Here is a 24,093-nt window from a genome sequence, read left to right as displayed (position 1 = left end):
GTCGCGGGCACCCCCGCCGCCCGCGAGGCCGCGGCGGCGCTGCTGGCCACGCCCGGCCTGGCCCCCGAGCCGTCCCGGATCCTGTTCGCCGGCAACGGCCGGCAGGCGCTCGCGGGCGCCGTGGCCGCGCTCGTCCCGCCGGGCGGCCGGCTCGCCGTCGAGGCACTGACCTATCCGGTGATCAAGGGCATCGCGGCGCGGCTCGGCGTCACGCTCGTCCCGATCCCGGCCGACGAGCACGGGCTGCGCCCCGACGCCCTCGCCGCCGCGCACCGCGCCGCCCCGCTCGGCGCCCTCTACGTCCAGCCGACGCTGCACAACCCGCTGGGGACGACGATGCCGGAGCGGCGCCGCGCGGAACTCGCCGCCGCCCTGGAGCGGCTCGGCCTCCACGCGATCGAGGACCGCGTCTGGGCGTTCCTGCGCGCGGACGGGCCGGAACCGCTGGCGGCCCTGGCCGGGCGGCGCACCGTGCTGGTCGACAGCCTGTCCAAGCGGCTCGCGCCCGGCCTGACCCTCGGGTTCGCCGTCCCGCCCGCGCCGCTGGCCGGGCGGGTGGCCGCCGCGCTGCGGTCGGGCGCGTGGGGCCCCTCGCGCTTCGCGCTGGAGGCGGCGACCGGGTGGATGGCCGACGGCACGGTCGAGGCGGTGACGCGCGCCAAACGCGCGGACGCCGCCGCCCGGCGGCGGATCGTCGCCGAACGTCTCGCGGGCGCCGCCGTCCGGTCCGGCCCGTGCTCCTACTTCTGCTGGTGGGACCTGCCGCCGCGGTGGCGGGCGGAGACGTTCGTGGCGGCGGCCGCGCGGCGCGGGATCGCCGTCACGCCCGCCGCCGCGTTCGTCGCCGGGACGGGCGCCGCCCCCCGCGCGGTCCGCATCGGCCTCGCCTCACCGCCGCGGGACACCCTGGCGCACGCGCTGGACGTCCTCGCCGAGATCGCCGCGGGCGGCCCCGACGACTTCCCCGTCGACTGACCCGGCGCCGCGCCGCGGGCGTTCAGGTGCCCGCGCGCTCGACGACGGCGGCCCATTCCTCCAGCAGCGCCTGGGCGGCGTCCGCGTCCAGCCCCTCGGCCCACAGGTGCGTGACCGCCTCGGCCGGGTCGGGCAGGACGAGGGTCCAGCGTCCGTCGTCCTCGACCACGCGGACGCCGTCGGTGGTGTCGATCGTGCGCACCCCGGCGGCCTCGACGACGTGCCGCATGACGCTGCCCTTGGCCGCCCAGGGCGTCGGGACGGAACGGCGCAGCAGATGCGCCGCGGGGATGCGGCGGTCGATCTGCGACAGCGTCAGCCGCGTCCGCGCCACGAGCCCGACGAGCCGGACGAACGCCGCGATCCCGTCCACGGTGCCGCTGAACTCGGGCATCAGGAAGCCGCCCCGGCCGTCCCCCGCGAAGATCACGCTGGGCTGCGCGGCGGCCTTGGTCAGGACGTCCTGGGAGGTGGAGGTCCACTCGACCTGCACGCCGTGGAACCGGCACACCTGCTCGGCGACCCGCGTCGTCGTCACCGGCAGCGCCACCTTGCCGCCGCGCCGCTCCGCCGCGACCAGGTCGAGCATCACCAGCAGGGCCCGCTCGTCGCCGACCAGCTCGCCGTTCTCGTCGACCAGGGAGATCCGCTCCCCCACCGGATCGAACCGGACGCCGAACGCGGCCCGCGCCGACGAGACGAGGACGCCGAGCCGCTCCAGGTCGCGCATCCGCTCGGCGAGCGTCTCGGTCGGGTTGGCCTCGTCCAGCCCGGCGTTGCGGGTGAGGACCTCCACGCCGACCTTGCCGAGCAGGTTCGGCAGGACGAGCGAGGCGACGCCGCCCGCACAGTCCAGGACGATCTTCAGCTCGGCCTCGCGGACGCCCCGCATGTCGACGCGGCGCAGCAGGTCGCGGGTGTAGCTCTCCACGACGCGCGGCGGGTAGGTCAGCTCGGCGATCTCGCCGGGGAACGCGCGCCGGTACTCCTGGCGGCCGAAGACGCGCTCCAGCTTGCGCTGCGCCGCCAGCGACAGGTCGGCGCCGCCCGGGTCGAGGAACAGGATGTCGACGCCCTGGGGGTCGCCGAGCGTGGTGCGGATGTAGATGCCGCCGGCGGCGTCCTCCCGCCCGGTCTCGAACCGGGTGACGGTCAGCGGTGTCGCCTCCAGGTCGTTGACGTTGATGGCGCTGGCGGTCAGGGCGCTGTTCACCGCGCGTTTGAGGGTGCGGGCGGCGCGGGAGACGTCGCGTCCGGTGACGACCGTCGAGCCCTTCTTCAGCGTCGTCGCGTAGGCGCTGGCGAGCCGGACCGCCAGCTCCGGCGTGATCTCCACGTTGACGAGCCCGGACACGCCGCGCGGCCCGAACAGGTTGCGCTGCCCGCGCGACTCCCAGATGACGCTGGTGTTGACGACCGCGCCGGCCTCGATCGTCTTGAACGGGTAGACCTTCACCCCGCTGGAGACGTACGCCTCCGCCTCGATGACGCACTCGTCCCCGATGACCGCGCCCTCCTCGACGCGGGCGCCCGCCATGATGTCGGTGTTCTTGCCGATGACGCAGCCGCGCAGGTTCGTGGACGGCGCGACGAACACGTTGTCGTGGACGATGGCCCGGTGCAGGAAAGCGCCTTCCTTCACCACGACGTTGCTGCCCAGGACGGTGAACTCGCGCAGTTCGACGCCCGCCTCGACCTTCGCGTAGTCGCCGATGTAGAGGGGGCCCTTGAGGACGGCCTCGGCGTCCACTTCGGCGCCTTCGGCGACCCACACGCCCGGGGACATCTCGAACCCGCCCAGGTCGATGCCGACCTGACCGGACAGCATGTCCGCCTGGGCCTTGAAGTAGCTCTCGTGGGTGCCGACGTCCTCCCAGTAGCAGTCGGCCACGTACCCGAACAGGCGGGCGCCTTCGGAAAGCAGCTTGGGGAACACATCACCGGACCAGTCGACCGGCTCGCCCTCGGCGACGTGTTCGAGGACCTCCGGTTCCATCACGTAGATGCCGGTGTTGACGGTGTCGGAGAAGACCTGGCCCCAGGTGGGCTTCTCCAGGAACCGCTGCACGCGGCCCTCGTCGTCCACGATGATGATGCCGAACTCCAGCGGGTTGGGGACCCGCTTGAGCCCGATGGTGACGAGCGCGTCGTTCTCCTTGTGGAACCGCACCATGTCGGTGAGGTCGATGTCGGTGAGCGCGTCCCCGGAGATGACGAGGAACCGCTCGTCGCGCAGCGCCTCCTCGGCGTTCTTGACGCTGCCGGCCGTACCGAGCGGGATCTCCTCCGTCGCGTAGCTGAGCGACATGCCGAGTTCCTCGCCGTCGCCGAAGTAGTTGCGGATCAGCGCGGCCAGGAACTGGACGGTGACGACCGTCTCGGTGAACCCGTGCTTCTTCAGCAGCCGGAGCACATGCTCCATGATCGGCCGGTTGACCAGCGGCAGCAGCGGCTTGGGCTGGTTGGCGGTCATCGGACGCAGCCGCGTCCCCTCGCCACCCGCCATCACGACGGCCTTCATCGGGGGGTCTCAGCTCCCTTCTGGTCGCCGGCCGGCGGTTCCGCGCGCGGGACGCCCCGGCCGTCCGGCTCTCGTGCCGGCCCCGCCCCCGGTACCGGCTCGGGGGCCGGGGACGAGCCGCGGCCGGCCAGCACCAGTTGCCGCGTCTGCGTCCAGTAGAGGACGGCCGCCCACCAGTACAGGCCCGTTCCCCAGATGGCGAAGGACCATCCGATGACCTTCGCCACCGTCGCCGCACCGCCGTCATGGTCGCCCAGCAGCAGCAGCGGGAAGGCGTACAGCAGGCACATGGTGCCCGCCTTCCCGATGAAATGGACGGGAAGCGTGCCGGCGTACCCCAGCCTCCGGATGATCGGCGCTATCGGCAGGATCGCGAACTCGCGGGCGACCAGCAGCAGCACCAGCCACAGCGGGATGACGTCACGGATGGTGAGCCCGACGAGCGTGGCCAGGATGTAGAGGCGGTCGGCGGCCGGGTCGAGCACCACGCCGAGCCTGCTGGTCTGGTTCAGCGCCCGCGCCAGCTTCCCGTCCAGCCAGTCGGACAGGCCGGCGAACACCAGCACGCCGAGCGCCCACCAGTCCGCCTCCACCAGAATGAGCCAAAGGAACAGCGGGACACCCACGAGCCGTGCCATGCTGAGCATGTTGGGCACCGTGAAGATCCGGTCCTGCGGGGCCTCCTGCACTGTGCTCACCGACGCGTTCGCCTCCCCCAGCTCCCCCTAGATCCTGACCCTACCGGTAAGGGTTCGAAAGACCCCGATAGCGTCCGTCCATGCGTTGGACGGTGCACGGGGAGAGGTCGGTCTACGACAGCCCCTGGATGAGCGTGAGGCTGGCCGATGTCGAACTGCCGGACGGACGCCGGTTCGACCACCACCTCCTGCGGGTGCGGCCCGCCGCGGGCGTCGCGGCGGTCGACGGGGACGGCCGGGTCCTGCTGATCTGGCGGCACCGGTTCATCACCGGCCAATGGGGTTGGGAGATTCCCGGCGGGCGGGTCGAACCGGGCGAAGATCCCGCCGAGGCGGCCGCGCGGGAGCTGATCGAGGAGACCGGATACCGCGCCGGGACGCTGCGGCACCTGCTCGACGTACGGCCCTCACCGGGTGTTCACGATGGCATCCATCACATCTACCGGGCGGACGGCGCCGAGCGCGTCGGCGAGCCGGCCGACGTGGAGGCCGAGCGGATCGAGTGGGTGCCGCTGGCATCGGTCCCCGCGCTCGCGGCGCGCGGGGAGATCGGCTCGGCGTCCACCCTGGCGGGTCTGCTCTACCTTGCCGCGGTGGGCTGACGGCGCCCGCGGGCCCGGGCGCGGCCGCCCGGCGTCACGTGCCCGGCTCGCGGGCGAGGATCGGCTTCACGTCCAGGACGGGGGTGCCGTCCAGGGCCTCCAGGTCGCGGACGCGGACGCGGTGGCCGGTGACCTGCAGGACCTCGACCGGGTGCAGGCCGATCGGGTTCGGGCGGTCCGGGGACCGGGTCGCGAACACGCCGCGCAGCGGAGCCCGCGCGTCGTCGCGCGGGTGGACGCGCAGGACGTCGCGGGCCGACCGGTGCAGCCAGGTCAGCACGAAGATCCGGTCGCCCGCGCGCAGGCCCTCCAGCGCCGGGAGGACGTCCGGCTCGAAGACCAGCCACGCCTCGGGGGCGCCCTCCGTTCCCTGCTTGGGCGCGGACGCCCGGTCGGTCAGCGGCGAGGAGACATACCCCACCGGGGTCAGCGTGAACTCTTGGTGAAGGTCGGACATGAGGTGATCCTCTCAGGCCGTCGCGCGGGCGCGTTCTATCCCATGATCGGCGGTTGCGGCAACCGGGGTGTGCCGGGTTAGCGTCGGGCACGACAGATCGCGGGGGCCCGGCGAACCGGGCTGAGATAGCGGCTGGGACGGCCGCTGACCGCATGAACCTGACCGGGTAATGCCGGCGTAGGGAGAGATCGAGTCGTCATGACAGAACGTGTGGTTCCAGCCGCCCGCAAGACCTACCTTCAGGGTTCGCGCCCGGACATCCGGGTTCCGATGCGGGAGGTGCCGCTGACCAACGGGGACGTCGTCGTCCTGTACGACACGTCGGGGCCGTATACCGATCCGGAGCAGGACACCGACGTCCGCAGGGGGCTGCCCGCGCTGCGGGAGGCGTGGATCGCCGAGCGCGGCGACACGGCCCCGTACGACGGGCGGGCCGTGCGGCCCGAGGACGACGGGCGGCGGCCGTCACCCGCCCGGACCGCTCCTGCGGGGGGTGCGCAGGGCGGCACCTCGCAGGGGGCCCGCGAGCATTTCCCGCCGCGCCGGCCCCGGCGGGCGACCGGGGGCGCGGTGACACAGCGCGCCTACGCGGCGCGCGGGGAGATCACGCCGGAGATGGAGTTCGCCGCGCTGCGGGAGGGCGTGCCGCCGGAGTTCGTCCGCGACGAGCTGGCGGCGGGGCGGGCGGTGCTGCCCGCGAACGTCAACCACCCGGAGATCGAGCCGATGGTCATCGGCCGGAACTTCCTCGTCAAGGTGAACGCCAACATCGGCAACTCGGCGGTGGCGTCGTCGATCGAGGACGAGGTCGAGAAGATGACGTGGGCGACCCGGTGGGGCGCCGACACGATCATGGACCTGTCGACCGGCAGGGACATCCACACGACACGGGAGTGGATCCTGCGGAACTCGCCGGTGCCGGTCGGGACCGTCCCGCTGTACCAGGCGGTGGAGAAGGTCGGCGGTGATCCGGCGGAGCTGACCTACGAGGTCTTCCGCGACACGGTGATCGAGCAGGCCGAGCAGGGCGTGGACTACATGACCGTGCACGCCGGCGTCCTGCTGCCGTACGTGCCGCTGACGGCGCGGCGCAAGACCGGGATCGTGTCGCGGGGCGGGTCGATCATGGCCGCGTGGTGCCTGGCGCACCACAAGGAGAACTTTCTCTACACCCGTTTCCGGGAGCTGTGCGAGATCTTCGCCGCCTACGACATCACCTGGTCGCTCGGGGACGGCCTGCGCCCCGGCTCGATCGCGGACGCCAACGACGAGGCGCAGTTCGCCGAGCTGCGCACGCAGGGCGAGCTGACGAAGATCGCGGCCGAGTACGGCAACCAGGTGATGAACGAGGGGCCGGGCCACGTCCCGATGCACAAGATCAAGGAGAACGTCGACCTGCAGCAGGAGTGGTGCGACGGGGCGCCGTTCTACACGCTCGGGCCGCTGACGACCGACATCGCGCCCGGCTACGACCACATCACCTCGGCGATCGGCGCCGCGATGATCGGCTGGTACGGGACCGCGATGCTCTGCTACGTCACGCCGAAGGAGCATCTCGGGCTGCCGGACCGCGACGACGTCAAGGCCGGCGTGATCGCCTACAAGATCGCCGCGCATGCCGCCGATCTGGCGAAGGGGCATCCGGGGGCGCAGGCGTGGGACGACGCGCTGTCGGACGCGCGGTTCGACTTCCGGTGGGAGGACCAGTTCAACCTGTCCCTCGACCCGGACACGGCCCGCGCGTTCCATGACGCGACGCTGCCGGCGGCGCCGGCGAAGACCGCGCACTTCTGCTCGATGTGCGGCCCGCACTTCTGCTCGATGAAGATCACCCGGGACGTCCGGCGGTACGCCGACGAGCGCGGGCTGGCCGCCGGCGAGGCCCTCACCGCCGGGATGCGGGAGAAGGCCGAGGAGTTCAAGGCCGCGGGCGGGCAGGTCTACCTGCCGCTTTCCCCGTCCGGCTCCTGACGGCCGCGCGGGTCCGCCGCGGTGGCGTCCGCGGCGGACCCGCGCATCCCGGCGCGGGCCGGGGCTGTCGGCGCGGATAGTATCGAGGGACCGTTCCAAAGCCGCGGATTTCCTCGTACCGCCGCAGACCCCAGCCCCGCCGGGAAAGGACCGACGACCCACGTGACCAGCGACGACACGCCGAAGGCCCCCGCCCGTGCGGTGCGCGCCGACGTGCGCCGCAATCGCGCGCGGCTGCTCGCCGCGGCCCGCGAGACGTTCCAGCGCGACGGGGCCGATGCGTCCCTGGAGGGCGTCGCCCGGCTCGCCGGCGTCGGCATCGGGACGCTCTACCGCCACTTCCCGACCCGCCAGCACCTCCTGGAGGCGCTGCTCGCGGACGTCTACGCCGAGCTCGCCGCGGCGGCCCGCGACCTGCTGCTCTCCCCCGCCCCCGGCGAGGCGCTGATGACGTGGCTGCGGGCGTTCATCTCACAGGTGACGGTGTTCCGCGGCATGGCGGCCTCGGCGGTGGTGTCGCTGCGCGACGAGCGGCCCGAGCCGTCCCGCCGGGCGATGTGCGAGGCGGGCGAGGCGCTGTTCGCCCGCGCGCAGCGGTCCGGGGACGCGCCCGCGGACGCGGCGTTCACCGACGTCCTGTGGCTGACCGGCGCGATCGCGGCGGTCACCGAGCGGGAACCGGAGGCCGCGGGCCGGCTGCTGTCGCTCGCCGCCGCCGGAATGGTGCCGGGCAGGCGGTAGGTCAGCCCGTCTCCGGGACGGGCAGGACACGGCGCGGCCCGCGCGGCGCCCCTCCCCGTTTGCGCCATTCGCGGGGATAGCCGACCGACACCTCGATGTGCGGGACGCCGCCGGTCCAGATCGTCCGGGGAATGTGCAGGTGCCCGTAGACGACCGACGCCGCCCCGAACCGGTCGTGCCAGTCGGCGGTGCGCTCGGTGCCGCACCACTGCGCGAACTCCGGGTACCACAGGACGCGGGTGGGCTCGCGGACGAGCGGCCAGTGGTTGACGAGCACGGTCCGCGTCCCCGGCTCCAAGGCGGCCAGCCGCGCCTCGGTGTAGGTGACGCGGGCATCGCACCAGGCGTCCCGTGAAGGGTGCGGGTCCGGGTGAAGATAGACCTCGTCGGTGCACACGACGCCCGCCTCGTGCGCGACCGCCAGGGCCTCTTCCTTGGTGGACGTCCCCTCGGGCCGGAACGTGTAGTCGTACAGGACGAACAGGGGCGCGATCGTCACGGGGCCGCCGTCGCCCTCCCACACCGGATACGGGTCCTCCGGGGTCAGGACGCCCGCGGCGCGGCACATGTCGACGAGCCCGCGGTAGCGGGCCTCGCCGCGCAGCCGCACCGGGTCGTCCTTCACGGTCCACAGCTCGTGGTTGCCCGGCGTCCAGATCACGGTCGCGAACCGCTCGCGCAGCGTGCGGAGCGCCCACTCCACGTCGGAGAACCGCTCGGCTACGTCGCCGGCGACGATCAGCCAGTCGCCGCCGGCGGCCGGTCGCAGCCCCTCGACGAACGCGCGGTTCTCCGGGAAGCCCACGTGCAGGTCGCTGATTGCGTAGACACCGCCCATCCCGTGATCGTAAGCCCCGTCCCCGCGGCGGCGGCCGGTCAGGTGTCGGCGCCCCAGAGGTAGAGGCCGAGGCTCATCGCGAGGAGGCTCGCCCAGGAGGCGAGGGCGCGGACGGTGTTCCAGGCCGTCCAGCGGCCCGCGTAGTCCGACCAGATCCGTGCCGCCTCGGCCGGGTCACCCGGAACCGCGACGCGGTCCAGGCTCTCGTTCATCGGGATGTTCACCGCGAAGCTCGGGAGGAGCGCGCCGGCGAGGTACACCGCGGCGGCGGCGAAGAAGAGGGCGGCCGCGGGCTTGCGGCCGAGGGAGAGCAGCAGTGCTCCCGCCGCGATCGCCAGCACCGGCACCAGCAGGAACGCGGCGATGAAGACCGGATTCTGGATCTTCTGGTTGACGCCCTGCATGGCGTCGATCGCCGAGCCCGGCTTCGCCGCGTTCAGGCCCGGCATCACGCCGGACGAGAAGCCGAAGAACGTCCCGGCCATTCCGGCCGCCATGACGATGGACAGGACCGCCGACACGGCGGCGAAGGAGAATTTCATGGAGGCTCTTCCGATCAGGTGTTCCAGCTGCCGGTCGCGGCGGTTTCCGTCTCGATCACGGTGTTCGTCATGTCCCCGAGTCAACCGGCGGGCGGTCCCGGCGGACATCGCCGAGGCGCTCGCCCGCATACGCGAGCGTCTACGCTTGCCGCATGGACGCTCTGGCCGACCTCCTCGACGGTCCGCGCGCCCGGGGGGCGTTCCTGCTCCGCTCCACCCTCGCCCCGCCCTGGTCGATCCGGATCCAGGACGAGGCGCCGCTGACCCTGATGTCCATGGTCGGGGACGACGCGTGGCTCATCCCGGACGACGGGGAGCCGCGGCGCGCCCGCCCGGGCGACATGGTGATCTTCCGGGGGCCGGACCCGTACACGGTCAGCGACGACCCGGCGACCGAGCCGCGGGTCGTCGTCCACCCCGGGCAGGTCTGCACCGCCCCGGACGGGACGAGCCTGTCGCGGGAGATGGCCCTCGGCGTCCGGGCCTGGGGCAACGCCCCGGACGGGCCGGCGGTCATGCTGATCGGCACCTATCCGATGCGCGGCGCCGTCACCCGGCGGCTGCTGGCCGCGCTGCCGCCGATCGCGGTCGTGCCCGGCGACGCCCTCCGGTCGCCGCTCGCCGGCGTCCTCGCCGACGAGATCGGCCGGGACGAGCCCGGCCAGGAGGTCGTCCTCGACCGGCTGCTCGACCTGCTGCTCATCCAGACGCTGCGCGCCTGGTTCGCCCGCCCGGACGCCGAGGCGCCCGGCTGGTACCGCGCCCACGGCGACCCGGTCGTCGGCCCGGCGCTGCGGCTGCTGCACGCCGACCCGGCGCACCCGTGGACCGTCGCCGGGCTGGCGGCCCGGGTCGGGGCGTCCCGCGCGGCGCTCGCGCAGCGGTTCACGAAACTGGTCGGCGAGCCGCCCATGGCGTACCTGACCGGCGTCCGGCTCGCGCAGGCCGCCGACCTGCTGCGCGAGAGCGACGCGACGCTGGACGCGGTGGCGCGCCGGGTCGGCTACGCCACCGCGTTCGCGTTGAGCACGGCGTTCAAGCGCGAGCACGGCGTCAGCCCGCAGGAGTACCGCGCCGTCCCGGAGCCGTACCCCGCGCCGTAGCCACGGTCAGCGCTTTCCCCGCAGGGTGGGCTCGGCGCGGACGACCGGGTCACCGGCGGTGTCCGGGATGAACGGGACCACGAACGCGTACTCCGCCAGGACGGATTCGGGCACCTCCCCGGACTCGCCGAACGCGGCGATGTCCCCCCAGCAGGGCGAGCCGAGCGAGCCGCTGAGGTGCCGCACCGACAGCCCGGCGCACAGGTTCGCGAACCGGAGCCGCTCGGCGAGCGGCAGTCCCGCGAGGGTGGCGAACACGAACCCGGCGGAGAACACATCGCCCGCGCCGGTCGGGTCGACCGCCTCGACGGGCAGTGCGGCGACCTCGGCCCGCTCCCCCGTCGCCGCGTCCAGCGCGATGGCGCCGTCACCGCCGCGCTTGACCACCACCAGCGGCACCCGCTCGGCGAGCGCCTCGGCGGCGTCCGCCGGGGTCCGCGTGCGGGTGTAGGACATCGCCTCGGCGGCGTTCGGGAGGAACACGTCCACGTGCGCGAGCCGGTTGAGGACCTCGGCCGGCCAGGCGCCGGTCTGGTCCCAGCCGAGGTCGCCGAATACCAGCGCGCCGCGCTCGCGCATCCCCGCCGCCCACGGCGGCACGGGGCGGTCGACGTCCACGAAGCACGCCCGCGCGGCCGGCGGCGGCCCGCCGAGGTCGCCCGGCGGGCACGGGTCGGGCTGCGCGAACGTCACCATGCTGCGGTCGGAGTCGTAGGCCATCGACACCGTCACCGGCGTGGACCAGCCCGGCACCCGCCGCGACGGCCCGAGGTCGATGCCCTCCTGCTCGGCGAGCGTCCGCCACAGGTAGGCGCCGAACATGTCGTCGCCGAACGGCGCCGCGAGGCCGACCCGCAGGCCGAGCCGGCTCATCGCGACCGCGATGTTGGCCGCGCCGCCCGGCGCCGAGCCGAGCCCGCCGGCGGCGATCTCGGCGCCGGGCTGCGGCGGCCCGGGCAGCCCCGTGAAGATCATGTCCATGAAGACCCGGCCGGACAGGAACACATCGAGCGGCGGGCCCGCACCATCCCCGCGCAGCCGCTCCCCCGCCGGCCCCCGCTCGGCGCAGGGGTCGGCGACGGACGGCTGGGGCGCCCGGCCGGGCGCGGTCTGCTGAGTCACGAAGCCCCCAAGGCAAGGCGCGGGCACATCGCCATGGGCTCCGGGCCCGCGCCTTCGATATCCGGTTGCTACCTCGGAACGTACAGGCGGATGTCGTCCACCTGGGCACTTCCCTCGTAGAAGTTCATGTGCGGATCACCGATCATGAACCGGTCCGGGTAGCCGGATCCGGCGGGCCAGGTGTCGCGGTCGATGAGCGTCCCGCCGCGGCCCTCCCACTTCCAGTCGGCGTTGAACCGGCCGTCGTACTCCTCCGGCCGCTGGTTGTAGTGCCAGATCGGCTCACCGTCCTGCACGAACGCGCGGGTGTACCGGAAGGTGGCGCGGCCGGCGTGCGCGAACACTCCGGACATCTCCATCGTGTACGCGCCGCCGCGCCGCTCGACCGCGAACGTGTAAGGCTCCGACGGCAGCAGTTCGGGCCGCAGGTCGACCGTCGAGACGATCGCGCCGCCCTTCTTGAGGCCGCACTCGCTCTCCATCAGGTACTCGGTGCCCGGCATCGCCGCATACCGGCGGTCGTCGGTCATGAAGATCGCGTTGACGCCGTTGCCCGTCCCGGCGGAGTACGGTTCGTACTTGCCGGTGGCCGGGTTGCAGTACAGCAGGCCGGAGCCCCGGTACTTGTACCGGTTGTAGCCGTCCATGGCGACCTTCCGGTGGCCGTGGACGAAGACGTTGTTGTGCGGCGCCACCTGCCGGTAGTCCATGATCGACATGTAGTAGAAGCCGTTGGAGTCGGTGCGGACGTCCGCCCACTCGCACTCCGGCCTGGCGAAGTCGCCGCCCGAGGCCCACGGGAAGTTGGTCTTGCAGCCCGCGGGCGAGTAACCGTTGATCCGGCCGTCCGGGTAGTCCCAGGAGCCGCCCCGCCGCCCGCCGAAGACGACGCCCGCCTGATGGCTCGGCTCCTCCAGGTGCGCGACGCCCTCGCGGGAGGTGAGCGCCGGCGGCCGGTCCGGCCTGCCGTCGCCGTCGTGGTCACGGGCGGCGAGCTCGGCGGTGAGCCAGCCGCGCTTGCCGAACGTGAACGACTTGCGGAACATCTTCATCTTGGTGAGCTGCTCGCGGAACGCCGGGCCGCCCATCGCGGCGAAATAGGCGCCGTCGTTGTCGTAGACGTCGACGTTGTAGGGGCTTCCCGGGCCGTCGCCGTCCGGCCTCCCGCTCGACGACGCGGTGCGCAGCACCCGCATGGAGCGGGAGGCGGGGGTGGGGCGCGCCGTGGCCGGCCGGGCGGCGCCGGCCCCGCCCGACGTGGCGGTGGTGTTCTCCACCAGCGGCCGCAACCCGTATCCGGTCGAGGTCGCGGCGGAGTGCGCGGCGCGGGGCGTGCCGGTCATCGCGGTGACCTCGGCGCGGGCGTCGCAGGGCGCGGCGGCGCGGACGCGGACGACGCTGGCCGACCACGCCGAGATCGTGCTGGACACCCGCGTCCCGCCCGGCGACGTGCTGCATCCGGCGGCGCCGCGCACCGCGGCGGTGTCCACCGTCCTCGCCGCGTACGCGTGGGCGCGGGTACTGGCCGACCTCGACGACCTCGCGGCGGCGCGCGGCGTGGACCTGCCGCGCTGGACGAGCGCGAACGTCCCCGGCGGCGACGAGGGGAACGCCGCGCTGCTGGCCCGCTACCGGCACCGCGTCCCCGAACTGACCGGGGATGAATAGCCGGGGAACGGGGGTCTTCCTGCGGCGTTTTGCATAGGGTCCGGCTCGCTCCCTGTGACATGATGCGTGGCTACATTCAGACGGAACGAGGAGCGAGATGACGACACGACCGACCGAGGACGACCTTCTTGCGCTGTTCACGCGTGCGGACCTCGGCGGCGACCAGAAGCTCGACCTGATGGAGTTCACGCTCGTGCTCGACGAGCTCGGGCTCGCCTGGACGCGTGCCGAGACCCAGGACAGGTTCGAGCGGGCGGACGGCAACCTCGACGGGTTCATCTCCTACGAGGAGTTCCGCGCGATCCTGAAGTCCCAGGGCTGGGCCGAGGGGCCCTTGCCGGGCGCCCGCGCCTGATCGGCGGGCGGGCCCGCCGGCGCGGCCGGCGGGCCCTTTCTCGTGCGCGGGTCAGACCCGGCGGCCGCGCAGCTCCCGGTACCGGCGGACGAGTGCGGCCGTGGACGGGTCGGGCGCCCCGGACGGCGGCTCCGGCGAGGTGAGCGCGGGCGCGAGGTCCATCGCCATGACCTTGCCGAGTTCGACGCCCCACTGGTCGAAGGAGTCGATGCCCCAGATCGTCCCCTCGACGAACACGATGTGCTCGTAGAGCGCGACGAGCGAGCCGAGGGTCTTCGGGGTGAGCTTCGGCACGAGGATCGTGCTGGTCGGGCGGTTGCCCGGCATGACCTTGTGCGGGACGAGCGCGGCGGGCGTGCCCTCGGCGGCGATCTCCTCGGCGGTCTTGCCGAACGCGAGCGCCGAGGTCTGCGCGAGCATGTTCGCGATCAGCAGGTCGTGCATGCCGGCCGCCCCGTCCACGGCCGGGTCCTCGAACGGCTCGGCGAAGCCGATGAAGTCGGCCGGGACGAGCCGGGTGCCCTGGTGCAGCAGCTGGTAGAAGGCGTGCTGGCCGTTGGTGCCGGGCTCGCCCCAGAAGATCTCGCCGGTCTGCGCGACGACGGGCGCGCCGTCGGCCCGCACCGACTTGCCGTTGGACTCCATCGTGAGCTGCTGGAGGTAGGCGGGGAAGCGCGACAGCCGCTGGCTGTAGGGCAGCACGGCCCGGGTCTGCGCGCCGAAGAAGTCGGTGTACCAGACGCCGAGCAGCCCCATCAGCACGGGCATGTTCGCCTCGAAGGGCGCACCGCGGAAGTGTTCGTCGATTTCGCGGAACCCGGCGAGCATCTCGCGGAACGCCTCGCCGCCGATCGCGATCATCAGGGACAGGCCGATGGCGCCGTCGAAGGAGTACCGCCCGCCGACCCAGTCCCAGAAGCCGAACATGTTGGCGGGGTCGATGCCGAAGCCGGCGACCCGCTCGGCGTTCGTCGAGACGGCGACGAAGTGCCGGGAGACGGCCTTGTCGTCGCCGAGCCGCTCGGTGAGCCACCGCCGCGCGACCTTGGCGTTGGTGAGGGTCTCCAGCGTCCCGAACGTCTTGGAGCTGATGACGAAGAGGGTCTGCTCGGGGTCGAGCCCGGCGAGCTTGCCGAGGATGTCGGCGGGATCGATGTTGGAGACGAACCTGCAGGAGACGCCCGCGCCGGGCCGGCCGTCCGGAGCCGCTCCGCCGGGGAGAACCGCGAAGTCCTGGAGTGCCTCGTAGGCCATGGCGGGGCCGAGGTCCGAGCCGCCGATGCCGATGTTGACGACGGTGGTGATGCGCTTGCCGGTGAAGCCCGTCCACTCCCCCGAGCGGACGCGGGCGGCGAAATCGGCCATCTTGTCGAGGACGGCGTGCACGTCGCCGGCGACGTCCTGCCCGTCCACGGTCAGGGCCTCACCGGGCGGGAGGCGCAGCGCGGTGTGCAGGACGGCGCGGTCCTCGCTGACGTTGATGTGCTCCCCGGTGAACATCGCCTCGATCCGGGCGCGCAGCCCGGCCCGCTCGGCGAGCGCCACGAGCAGCGTCATCGTCTCGCTCGTGACCCGGTGCTTGGAGTAGTCCAGGTGGAGGTCCCCGGCGGTCACCGTCATGCGGTCGACGCGGCCCGGATCGTCCGCGAACAGCTCGCGCAGATGCCGCCCGGCGAGCGTCGCGTGATGCTCGGCCAGCGCGGACCATTCGGGCGACTCGGTGATATCTGCCATGCCTCTCTCATCTCCTCGCGGGAGGCGCCGAATCCCCCGGGCGCCGTCCCCCGGCGATCATAGGTCGACCGCGCGTGACCGTATCAGGCCGTCCCCCCGCCGCGCAGGCGGCCGCCCGGCCCCGAGCGGCGTTTCCTGCGGGGGCGCGCGGGAACCTCCCGGGCAACAGGCCGGATATCCAGGGAGTATCCCGACATGACACCGATCGCCACGACCAATCCCACGACGGGGCGGGTCGAGAAGACCTTCGACGCGCTGACCGGCGAGGAGATCGACCGGCGCATCGCGCGGGCGGCCGAGACGTTCGCCTCCTACCGGACGACGCGGGTGGAGCGGAGGGCGGAGTGGATGAACGCGGCGGCCGGCATCCTCGACCGGGAGGCCGAGCGGATCGGCGCGATGCTGACGACGGAGATGGGCAAGACGCTGAAGGCCGCCGTCGCGGAGGCGCGCAAGTGCGCCACGGCCTGCCGGTTCTACGCCGAGCACGCGGCGGGGTTCCTGGCCGACCGGCGGCCCGCCGACCCGGCCGACGTGGGGGCGTCCAACGCCTATGTCCGCTATCAGCCGCTCGGCCCGGTGCTGGCGGTGATGCCGTGGAACTTCCCGCTCTGGCAGGTGATCCGGTTCGCGGCGCCGGGGCTGATGGCGGGCAACGTGGGGCTGCTGAAGCACTCCTCGAACGTCCCGCAGACGGCGCTGTTCCTGGAGGACCTGTTCCGCCGCGCCGGGTTCCCCGAAGGCGCGTTCCAGACGCTGCTGATCGGCTCGGCCGAGGTCGAGCGGGTGCTGCGCGACCCGCGGGTGAAGGCCGCGACGCTGACCGGCAGCGAGCCCGCCGGGCGGTCCGTCGCGTCGATCGCCGGCGACGAGATCAAGCCGACCGTGCTGGAGCTCGGCGGCAGCGACCCGTTCGTGGTGATGCCGTCCGCCGACATCGGGGCGGCGGCGCGGACGGCGGCGGAGTCGCGGTGCCTCAACAACGGGCAGAGCTGCATCTCGGCGAAGCGGTTCATCGTCGACATCGGCTGCGCCGACGAGTTCGAGCGGCTGTTCGTCGGGCACATGCGCGCGCAGCGGGTCGGGGACCCGATGGACGACGCCACCGACGTCGGCCCCCTGGTCAGCGAGCGGGGACGCGCCGAGGTCGAGGAGCTGGTCGCCGACGCGGTGGCGAAGGGCGCGACGGTGCTGTGCGGCGGGCGGCGCCCGGACGGGCCGGGCTGGTTCTACCCGCCGACCGTGCTCGGCGGGGTGACACCCGAGATGCGGATGTACCACGAGGAGGTGTTCGGGCCGGTCGCGTCGCTGTTCCGCGTCCGCGGGGTCTGCGAGGCGGTCGAGCTCGCGAACGCGACGGGCTTCGGCCTCGGCTCCAACGCCTGGACGCGGGACGACATCGAGCGGGAGCGGTTCGTCCGGGAACTGGACGCCGGCCAGGTCTTCGTCAACGGGAAGACCACGTCGTATCCGGAGCTGCCGTTCGGCGGGGTGAAGCGGTCCGGGTACGGGCGCGAGCTGTCGGCGGACGGCCTGCGCGCGTTCTGCAACACCAAGGCGGTGTGGGTCGGCTGATCCGCGTCACAGGTCCACGTGCCGGCCGACGCCGGCCGCGCGGGCGCGTTCGACGATGACGGAGGCCGCCGCCGTGTCCTGCACGCCGACGCCGACGCTGTTGTAGAAGACGATGTCGCCGGCGCCGTCCCGGCCGGGGGCCAGGCCCGCGACGATGGGTCCGAGGGGGCGCACGTCGCCGGGGCTCAGGCGCCCGGCGCGGACGGCGGCCACGACCGGCCCGGCATGATCGAGCGCCGTCGGCACGTCGTCCACGACGACGGCGGCGGCGCGGGCGAGGACGCCGCCGTCCACCTCCGTCCGGTCCGGGGCGAAGGAGCCGACGCTCAGGACCGTGCAGCCGGGGGGCGGCCACGCGCCGAGGACGACCGGTTCGGTGCTGGTGGTGGCGGTGACGACGAGCTGCGCGTCCTCGACGGCCCGCCGGACGGACGCCGCGTGCTCGACCGGAATCCCCAGCTCGTCCGAGAGCCCGGCGGCGGTGCACGTGTCCGGGTGGCGGCACACCAGGCGCACCCGGCCGATGGGACGCACCGCCGCCATCGCCCGGACGTGGGCGCGCCCCTGCACGCCGCACCCGATCACCGCGAGCCGGGACGCGTCCGGCACCGCCAGATGGTCGGCGGCGACCGCGCTCGCCGCCGACGTGCGCAGCGTCGTGACGGCCTCGCCTTCGATGATCGCGACGGGCCGCCCGTCGACCGGGTCCTGGACGGTCACGAGCGCGGCCACGGTCGGCAGCCCGCGCGCCGCGTTGCCGGGATTGACGCTGCCGAACTTGGAGACGGCACCGGTGCCGGGCAGCCGGGAGACGTAGCAGAACGCGACGTCGCCGTCCGGGCCGTCCAGCAGCACCCGGGGCGCGAGCCGTGCCTCCCCGCGGCCGAGCGCGCCGAACGCGGCGCGCTGCGAGGCGATCGCCGCCGGAAGGTCGAACACCGCGCGCACGTCGGCCGCGGAAAGCAGCAGGACATCGGCCATGGGGAGATTCTCGCAAAGGGTCAGTCGTGCCTCGGCCGTTTGGCCACCAGCGTCAGCACGTCGTACTTGGCGACCGAGGCCCCCTCCTGGTTCGTGACGTCGGTGTCCCAGCGGACCTCACCGTAGTCCGCGTCCTCACGGGGCGTGATCTGCTTGGCGGTGAGGGTGACGGTCAGCTCGTCGCCCGGCTTGACCGGCGTGAGGAACCGCAGCCTCTCCAGCCCGTAGTTCGCCAGGACGGGCCCCGGGGACGGCTCGACGAACAACCCCGCCGCGAACGAGACGACCAGGTAGCCGTGGGCGACGCGGCCGCCGAAGAACGGGTTCGCCCTCGCCGACTCCTCGTCCATGTGGGCGTAGAAGGTGTCGCCGGTGAACCCCGCGAAGTGCTCGATGTCGTCGAGGGTGACCGTGCGGGGGCCGCCGACGGCGGTGTCGCCGACGCGCAGGTCCTCCAGGTACTTGCGGAACGGGTGCTCGCGGGTGACGGTGCGGTCGGTGCCGGGGACCCAGCGTCCGGTGATCGAGGTGAGCGTCGCGGGCCCGGACTGGACGGCCGTGCGGCGCATGTGGTGCACGACCCCGCGGATTCCGCCCATCTCCTCACCGCCGCCGGCGCGTCCGGGACCTCCGTGGACGAGCGACGGCAGCGGCGACCCGTGCCCGGTCGACTCCCCGGCGTCCTCGGAGTTCAGCACGAGGAGGCGCCCGTGCCAGGGCGCGGTGCCGAGGACGATGTGCCGGGCGAAGCCGGTGTCGCCGGTCACGACCGACCCGGCGAGGCTGCCGCGTCCGCGCACGGCGAGCTCGACGGCCTGCTCGGCGCCCTCGTACGGGAGCAGCGTGCTGACCGGCCCGAACGCCTCGACCTCGTGCGGCTCGGCGCGGTTCGCGTCGTCGGCGCGCAGCAGGATCGGGGACATGAAGGCGCCGCGCTCGGCGTCGGCGCCGATGACCTCGACGTGCTCGGGGTCGCCGAAGACGACACGGCCGGCGTCCCTGAGCGCCTTGAGGGAGCGCCGCACCTCCGCACGCTGGTCGAGGGTGGCGAGGGCGCCCATCCGGACGTCCGGGTCGGACGGGTTCCCGACCGTGACCTCCGCCAGCCGGCCGCGGACGGCCTCGGCGACGTCGTCGATGAGCGCCGCGGGGACGAGCGCGCGCCGGATCGCGGTGCATTTCTGGCCCGCCTTCACGGTCATCTCCGTGACGAGCTGGCTGACGTAGAGGTCGAACTCCCGCGTGCCCGGCGCGGCGTCCGGCCCGAGGATCGAGCAGTTCAGCGAGTCGGCCTCGGCGTTGAACCGCACCGCGTTGCCGGCGACCACCGGGTGGATGCGCAGCAGCCGGGCCGTGGACGCCGACCCGGTGAACCCGACGATGTCCTGCTCGGTGAGGTGGTCGAGCAGGTCGCGGGGTTCCCCGCACACCATCTGCACCGTCCCCTCCGGCAGGATCCCGGACTCGACGATCAGCTCGACCAGCCGCGCGGTCAGGTACGCGGTCTGGCTCGCCGGCTTGATCAGGCTCGGCACCCCGGCGAGGAACGCGGGCGCGAGCTTCTCCAGCGGGCCCCACACCGGGAAGTTGAACGCGTTGATCTGCACCGCGACACCGCGCGACGGCGTGCACAGGTGCTGCCCGACGAACGTCCCGCCCTTGCCGAGCGGCTCGACGTCCCCCTCGATCAGCACCCGGTCGTTCGGCAGTTCCCGCTTCCCCTTGCCCGCATAGCCGAACAGCACCCCGATGCCGCCGTCCACGTCGAACTTCGCATCGTTCAGCGTCGCGCCCGTCCGGGCCGACAGCGCGTACAGCTCCTCGCGATGCTCTCTGAGGTGGGAGGCGAGCGCCTTCAGCAGCGCCGCACGCTGGTGGAACGTCAGTTCCCGCAGCACCGGGCCGCCGACCGCCCGCCCGTAGCGCAGGGCGGCGCCCAGGTCGATCCCCGCCGAGGAGATCCGGGCGATCTCCTCCCCCGTGACGGCGTCATGCAGCGGCGCCCCCCCGTCCTCCGGAGCACGCCATGAACCCGACACATAACTGCGCAGCACGACCATCGGAAGCTCCTCGTCCCTGTCTCGTGAGTCCTCCTGCCATCTTCGGGCCTCGCTCACGCCCCGCGGACATGACGGCCGGGTCGGCGAGGTCCCCAGCATGTCCTGAAATACTCCTGAACATGACTTATGCGGCGGACAGTGAACGGTACGAGCGGATTCCCTACCGGCGGTGCGGGCGCAGCGGGCTGCTGCTCCCCGCGATCTCGCTGGGGCTGTGGCACAACTTCGGGGACGACCGTCCGCTGGACGTCCAGCGGGCCATCCTGCGGCGCGCGTTCGACCTCGGCGTCACGCACTTCGACCTGGCGAACAACTACGGGCCGCCGTACGGGTCCGCGGAGATCAACTTCGGCCGGATCCTGCAGGAGGACCTCGCGCCGTACCGGGACGAGATCATCATCTCCACCAAGGCCGGATATGACATGTGGGCCGGCCCGTACGGGAACTGGGGCTCCCGGAAGTACCTGCTGGCCAGCCTCGACCAGTCGCTGCGCCGGATGGGCGTCGAGTACGTCGACATCTTCTACAGCCACCGTTTCGACCCGGAGACGCCGCTGGAGGAGACGATGGGCGCGCTGGACCGGGCCGTCCGGTCCGGGAAGGCCCTGTACGCGGGGATCTCGTCGTACTCCCCGGAGCGCACCGCGGAGGCGGCCGCGATCCTGCGGGAGATGGGGACGCCGCTGCTGATCCACCAGCCGTCCTACTCGATGCTCAACCGCTGGATCGAAAACGGGCTCCTCGACACGCTCGGCCGGGAGGGCGCCGGCTGCATCGCGTTCTCGCCGCTCGCGCAGGGCATGCTCACCGGCAAGTACCTCGGCGGGATTCCGGAAGGGTCGCGGGCCGGCAGGGACACGTCGTTCTCCTCCAGCCTGCTCACCGAGCAGAACCTGCGGCACGTCCGGGCCCTCAACGAGATCGCCAAGGAGCGGGGCCAGTCGCTCGCCCAGCTCGCGCTGGCCTGGTCGCTGCGGGACCGCCGGGTCACCTCCGCGCTGATCGGCGCGAGCAGCGTCGCGCAGCTGGAGGAGAACATCGCGGCCCTCGACCGGCTCGGCTTCACCGCGGACGAGCTGGCCGCGATCGACCGGGACGCCGTGGAGGCGGGCATCAACATCTGGGCGGACTCCAGCACGGACTGATCATCCGCGCATCGACGCGGCACGGCCGGGCACGAGCAGCACATGGACGAGATGACGCCGCGGAACGCCGCGTCCGGCGAGCACACGCCGATGCCGCCGGCACGGTCACCGGCGCGCGAGGTGACGTGATGGGCACCCCCGACCGGCGCGGACCCGACGGGCGCGGACCCGACCGGCACGAGCCCGACGGGCACCGGCCTGACAGGCGGGACACCGGGCGGCGCGGTTCCGAGCCGTACGGGCCCGGGTGGCACGGGCCGGGCTCGCACGGGCCCTACCCGCACGAGCAGCCGCGCGGCAGCGAGCCGCTGAACGCCCGCAGCCCGCTGCGGCTGCGGGCGATCCTGTCCGGGATCGCGCTGGTCGCGGCGGCGGCCGCCGCGATCGTGTTCGCGGTCGGCGTGCGGGGCGACGGGGCCTTGGCGGCGGCGGCCATCTGCGCGGCCGTCGCCGTCATCGCCGCGATCGACCTGGTCGTCATCGCCAGGCGCGCCCGCTCCTGAGCGCCCCGGGGGGCTCGGCCGTCAGTGGCGGTGGTCGGTGGCGGCGGCCTCCGGATGGGCGAGCAGCCAGGCGACCCGCTCGCGGCTCTCCTCGTCGGTGGGGGTGCAGGTGATGAGCCGCGCGCCCGGCGAGGCGGAGATGTCGAAGCTCATGGTCCGGGTCCGGATCTCCCCGGCGGCATGGTGCCGGAACACCTTGGTGCCCGACTGCGGCAGCGCGACGTCGTGCGACGCCCACAGCCGCGCGAACTCCGGGCTGACCGCCTGCAGCCGCTGGACGATCTCCTTCCAGCCCGGCTCGTCCAGGTGGCGGCTGTAGCGGTGCCGGAACGTCGCGACGAGCAGGGGCCCCGTCTCCGCGAGGTTCGCGATCGGGTTGCAGCACGGCGGCAGCGTGAACGCCATCCACATCGAGTTCCGCTCGCACGGGCGCGCGGTCATGACGTGCGGGAAGATCGCCGCGAAGGCGGCGTTCCAGGCGAGGATGTCGGAGCGGCCGTTGACCACCGAGGCGGGCATCGGCACGAGCGCGTCCAGGACCGCCCGGACGTCCTCGGGCAGGCTTCCGGCCTCCTCGCCGGCCGTGCCGTCGGGGACGTCGGCGAGCCGGTACAGGTGCTGGCGTTCGGCGCCGTCCAGCCTGAGCGTGCGGGCCACCGCGTCCAGCACCTGCGTGCTCGCGTTGATCGGGCGCCCCTGCTCCAGCCACGTGTACCAGGTGACACCGACCCCGGCGAGCTGCGCGACCTCCTCGCGGCGCAGGCCGGGCGTGCGGCGCCGCGGCCCGGGCGCCATCCCCACGTCCTCGGGCGTGATCCGCTCGCGCCTGCTGCGCAGGAACGCCGCCAGTTCGGTGCGGCGGCGCGGCCCGGTCCGCGGGCGCGCGAGCGGCCCGCCGGTGGTGGTGTTCTCCGCACTGGTCGTCGTCACGTCCCCAGCCTGCCTCCGGTCGGCGATGTGTTCCAGGTGCTGTCAGTACCAGTATCAGCAGGCTCTCGTTACGGGTACCGGTGTCGCTGCACGCTTGACCCCATGACACAGACAACCGATCTGCGTGGGACTGTTCCCGAACGGGGGTCGCGGAACGGGTCCGGCGGCCTCGCGCTCGCCGTCATCCTGCTCGGCCAGTTCATGGCCATCCTCGACGTGAGCATCGTCAACGTCGCGCTGCCGACGATGCGCGCGGACCTGCACGCCTCGGGGGCGGGGCTGCAGCTCGTCGTGGCCGGCTACATCATCTCCTACGCCGTTCTCCTCATTACCGGCGCGCGGCTCGGCGCCCTCTCCGGCCACCGCCGCATGTTCCATCTCGGCCTCGCCGGCTTCGTGGTGACATCGCTGGCGTGCGGGCTGGCGCCGTCCACCGGCACGCTGGTGCTGTTCCGGTTCCTGCAGGGCACGGCGGCGGCGCTGCTGACGCCGCAGGTGATGTCGATGATCCAGCGGGACTTCACCGGTGAGGCCCGGGCGCGGGCGCTCGGCCTCTACTCCGCCGTGGTCGCGGGCGGCGTCGTCGTCGGGCAGGCGGCCGGGGGCCTGCTGGTCAGCGCGGACCTGTTCGGCACCGGTTGGCGGACGGTCTTCCTCGTCAACGTGCCGATCGGCGTGGCCCTGCTGCTCGCCGGCCCGCGCGTGCTGCCCCGGGACAAGGTCGCGTCCGGCGCGGGGAACCTCCGCGGCCGGCTGGACGCGCGGGGCGTGCTGACGCTGGCGCCGGCGGTGCTGCTGTTCGTCGTCCCGCTGATCATGGGCCACGAGCTGGGGTGGCCGCTGTGGGGCTGGGGGGCGCTGGCCGCGAGCGCGGTGTTCATGGCGGCCTTCGTCGCCGTGGAGCGCCGCGCCGGCGCCGCCGGCGGGCGCCCGCTGATCTCGGCGCGGGTACTGCGCGCGCCGCTGCTCGTCCCGGCCTGCGTGGCGATCGTGTTCGGGCCGTGCAGCTGGGGCGCGTTCCTGTTCACCACCACCCTGCACCTGCAGGGCGATCTGGGGATGTCGCCGCTGCGGTCGGGCCTCGCGTTCGTGCCGTGCGTGATGGCGTTCGCGCTGGTCGGGCTGAACTGGCAGCGGCTGCCCGACCGCTGGCAACGCTGGGTGATCCCGGCGGGTTTCGCGCTCGCGGCGGCCGGCTACCTGTGCATCGGCCCGCTCGCCGGCGGCGGCCCGGCCTACGAGGCGCTCACCGTGGTCATCGGGGCCGGCCTCGGCGTGATGCCGATCATCATGACGGTCGCGCTGCGGCACGTCCCCCTCGGGGACGCCGCCGACGCCAGCGGCCTGCTGCTCACGCTGATGCAGCTCGCACAGGTGATCGGCATCGCGACCATCGGCACGCTGTTCCTGACCGCCGCCGAGTCCGGCGGCTCGACCCGGCACGCCGAGTACGGCACCGGCTGGGCGCTCGCCGCCGCGACCCTGGCCGGCGCCGCGTGCGCCCTGTTCCTGGCCCGCGGCCGGACCCCGGCGCGGGCCTGACCGCGCAAGTGCCCCGCCGGCCGCGCCCGG

Annotated in this window: 22 protein-coding genes and 1 riboswitch; of the genes, 11 read left to right on the top strand and 11 right to left on the bottom strand. The window is 73.4% G+C overall.

What is annotated here, in order from left to right; translation table 11 throughout:
• The coding region (locus AF1_RS24475; protein WP_067803844.1) for an aminotransferase class I/II-fold pyridoxal phosphate-dependent enzyme at positions 1-975 on the top strand (975 nt) is incomplete at its 5' end.
• Positions 976-997: 22 nt separating this feature from the next.
• Here AF1_RS24475 and AF1_RS24470 read toward each other — a convergent pair.
• Both AF1_RS24470 and AF1_RS24465 read right to left on the bottom strand, forming a co-directional pair.
• Positions 998-3,496, bottom strand: a complete 2,499-nt coding sequence (locus tag AF1_RS24470; RefSeq protein ID WP_067803842.1) for a mannose-1-phosphate guanyltransferase — start codon at positions 3,494-3,496, stop codon at positions 998-1,000.
• Entirely contained in the window at positions 3,493-4,194 is a 702-nt protein-coding gene (locus tag AF1_RS24465; RefSeq protein WP_306451867.1) for a CDP-alcohol phosphatidyltransferase family protein, read from the bottom strand. Before AF1_RS24465 ends, AF1_RS24470 begins: the two co-directional genes overlap by 4 nt.
• Before the next feature lie 80 nt (positions 4,195-4,274).
• Here AF1_RS24465 and AF1_RS24460 point away from each other — a divergent pair, with 80 nt between their 5' ends.
• The gene (locus tag AF1_RS24460) at positions 4,275-4,796 is read left to right on the top strand and encodes an NUDIX hydrolase (RefSeq protein WP_067803837.1); all 522 of its coding nucleotides are present in this window, start codon (positions 4,275-4,277) and stop codon (positions 4,794-4,796) included.
• 34 nt (positions 4,797-4,830) lie between these two features.
• Here the strand turns inward: AF1_RS24460 and tsaA are convergent, their stop codons facing one another.
• Positions 4,831-5,253 (bottom strand): tRNA (N6-threonylcarbamoyladenosine(37)-N6)-methyltransferase TrmO, encoded by a 423-nt coding sequence (gene tsaA, locus AF1_RS24455; RefSeq protein ID WP_067803834.1) that lies wholly within the window; start codon positions 5,251-5,253, stop codon positions 4,831-4,833.
• 89 nt (positions 5,254-5,342) lie between these two features.
• Positions 5,343-5,456: riboswitch (TPP riboswitch) on the top strand.
• Here tsaA and thiC point away from each other — a divergent pair.
• A complete protein-coding gene (gene thiC, locus AF1_RS24450; protein ID WP_067803831.1) occupies positions 5,452-7,224 on the top strand; it encodes a phosphomethylpyrimidine synthase ThiC in 1,773 nt (590 codons plus the stop codon). It overlaps the preceding riboswitch by 5 nt.
• Before the next feature lie 162 nt (positions 7,225-7,386).
• Positions 7,387-7,965, top strand: a complete 579-nt coding sequence (locus AF1_RS36555; protein ID WP_207394188.1) for a TetR/AcrR family transcriptional regulator — start codon at positions 7,387-7,389, stop codon at positions 7,963-7,965.
• Between the two features lies 1 nt (position 7,966).
• Here AF1_RS36555 and AF1_RS24440 read toward each other — a convergent pair whose 3' ends face one another.
• Together AF1_RS24440 and AF1_RS24435 are read right to left on the bottom strand one after the other, a co-directional pair.
• Complete coding sequence (locus tag AF1_RS24440) at positions 7,967-8,803, bottom strand: metallophosphoesterase family protein (RefSeq protein ID WP_067803828.1); 837 nt, start codon at positions 8,801-8,803, stop codon at positions 7,967-7,969.
• Positions 8,804-8,841: 38 nt separating this feature from the next.
• The gene (locus AF1_RS24435; RefSeq protein ID WP_067803825.1) at positions 8,842-9,345 is read right to left on the bottom strand and encodes an anthrone oxygenase family protein; all 504 of its coding nucleotides are present in this window, start codon (positions 9,343-9,345) and stop codon (positions 8,842-8,844) included.
• 152 nt (positions 9,346-9,497) lie between these two features.
• On the opposite strand from AF1_RS24435, the gene AF1_RS24430 reads away from it, so the two are divergent.
• Complete coding sequence (locus AF1_RS24430) at positions 9,498-10,448, top strand: AraC family transcriptional regulator (RefSeq protein WP_067803821.1); 951 nt, start codon at positions 9,498-9,500, stop codon at positions 10,446-10,448.
• A gap of 6 nt (positions 10,449-10,454) precedes the next feature.
• Here AF1_RS24430 and AF1_RS24425 read toward each other — a convergent pair whose 3' ends face one another.
• Entirely contained in the window at positions 10,455-11,570 is a 1,116-nt protein-coding gene (locus AF1_RS24425; protein WP_067803819.1) for a carbohydrate kinase family protein, read from the bottom strand.
• A 68-nt stretch (positions 11,571-11,638) separates the two neighbouring features.
• Positions 11,639-12,766, bottom strand: a complete 1,128-nt coding sequence (locus tag AF1_RS24420) for a hypothetical protein (RefSeq protein ID WP_067803817.1) — start codon at positions 12,764-12,766, stop codon at positions 11,639-11,641.
• A gap of 16 nt (positions 12,767-12,782) precedes the next feature.
• Between AF1_RS24420 and AF1_RS24415 the strand changes: the two genes are divergently transcribed.
• Positions 12,783-13,238, top strand: a complete 456-nt coding sequence (locus tag AF1_RS24415; RefSeq protein WP_242608996.1) for an SIS domain-containing protein — start codon at positions 12,783-12,785, stop codon at positions 13,236-13,238.
• A 97-nt stretch (positions 13,239-13,335) separates the two neighbouring features.
• Positions 13,336-13,593, top strand: a complete 258-nt coding sequence (locus AF1_RS24410; protein WP_067803810.1) for an EF-hand domain-containing protein — start codon at positions 13,336-13,338, stop codon at positions 13,591-13,593.
• Between the two features lie 51 nt (positions 13,594-13,644).
• Here the strand turns inward: AF1_RS24410 and pgi are convergent, their stop codons facing one another.
• Positions 13,645-15,327 carry a glucose-6-phosphate isomerase gene (pgi, locus tag AF1_RS24405; RefSeq protein ID WP_067803807.1) on the bottom strand — a complete coding sequence of 561 codons (1,683 nt, stop codon included), beginning with the start codon at positions 15,325-15,327 and terminating at the stop codon, positions 13,645-13,647.
• A 195-nt stretch (positions 15,328-15,522) separates the two neighbouring features.
• On the opposite strand from pgi, the gene AF1_RS24400 reads away from it, so the two are divergent.
• Positions 15,523-16,902 (top strand): NADP-dependent succinic semialdehyde dehydrogenase, encoded by a 1,380-nt coding sequence (locus tag AF1_RS24400; protein WP_067803804.1) that lies wholly within the window; start codon positions 15,523-15,525, stop codon positions 16,900-16,902.
• 6 nt (positions 16,903-16,908) lie between these two features.
• Here the strand turns inward: AF1_RS24400 and AF1_RS24395 are convergent, their stop codons facing one another.
• Positions 16,909-17,883 (bottom strand): ornithine cyclodeaminase family protein, encoded by a 975-nt coding sequence (locus AF1_RS24395; RefSeq protein ID WP_084263289.1) that lies wholly within the window; start codon positions 17,881-17,883, stop codon positions 16,909-16,911.
• A gap of 20 nt (positions 17,884-17,903) precedes the next feature.
• On the bottom strand, positions 17,904-19,943 hold the full coding sequence (gene paaZ, locus AF1_RS24390; protein WP_067803799.1) for a phenylacetic acid degradation bifunctional protein PaaZ: 2,040 nt from the start codon (positions 19,941-19,943) through the stop codon (positions 17,904-17,906).
• Positions 19,944-20,062: 119 nt separating this feature from the next.
• On the opposite strand from paaZ, the gene mgrA reads away from it, so the two are divergent.
• Positions 20,063-21,088, top strand: a complete 1,026-nt coding sequence (gene mgrA, locus AF1_RS24385) for an L-glyceraldehyde 3-phosphate reductase (RefSeq protein ID WP_067803796.1) — start codon at positions 20,063-20,065, stop codon at positions 21,086-21,088.
• 128 nt (positions 21,089-21,216) lie between these two features.
• Positions 21,217-21,591: a DUF6343 family protein gene (locus AF1_RS35980; protein WP_067803793.1), complete on the top strand. Its 375-nt coding sequence runs from the start codon at positions 21,217-21,219 to the stop codon at positions 21,589-21,591.
• A 21-nt stretch (positions 21,592-21,612) separates the two neighbouring features.
• On the opposite strand, the gene AF1_RS24375 is transcribed toward AF1_RS35980, so the two are convergent.
• Positions 21,613-22,521 (bottom strand): helix-turn-helix transcriptional regulator, encoded by a 909-nt coding sequence (locus tag AF1_RS24375; RefSeq protein WP_242608997.1) that lies wholly within the window; start codon positions 22,519-22,521, stop codon positions 21,613-21,615.
• Positions 22,522-22,623: 102 nt separating this feature from the next.
• Here AF1_RS24375 and AF1_RS24370 point away from each other — a divergent pair, with 102 nt between their 5' ends.
• The gene (locus AF1_RS24370) at positions 22,624-24,063 is read left to right on the top strand and encodes an MFS transporter (protein ID WP_084263287.1); all 1,440 of its coding nucleotides are present in this window, start codon (positions 22,624-22,626) and stop codon (positions 24,061-24,063) included.
• Positions 24,064-24,093 lie beyond the last annotated feature (30 nt).

This window comes from Actinomadura formosensis NBRC 14204, assembly GCF_001552155.1.
Lineage (GTDB): Bacteria > Actinomycetota > Actinomycetes > Streptosporangiales > Streptosporangiaceae > Spirillospora > Spirillospora formosensis.
This window is presented reverse-complemented; position numbering and strand designations above follow the sequence as displayed.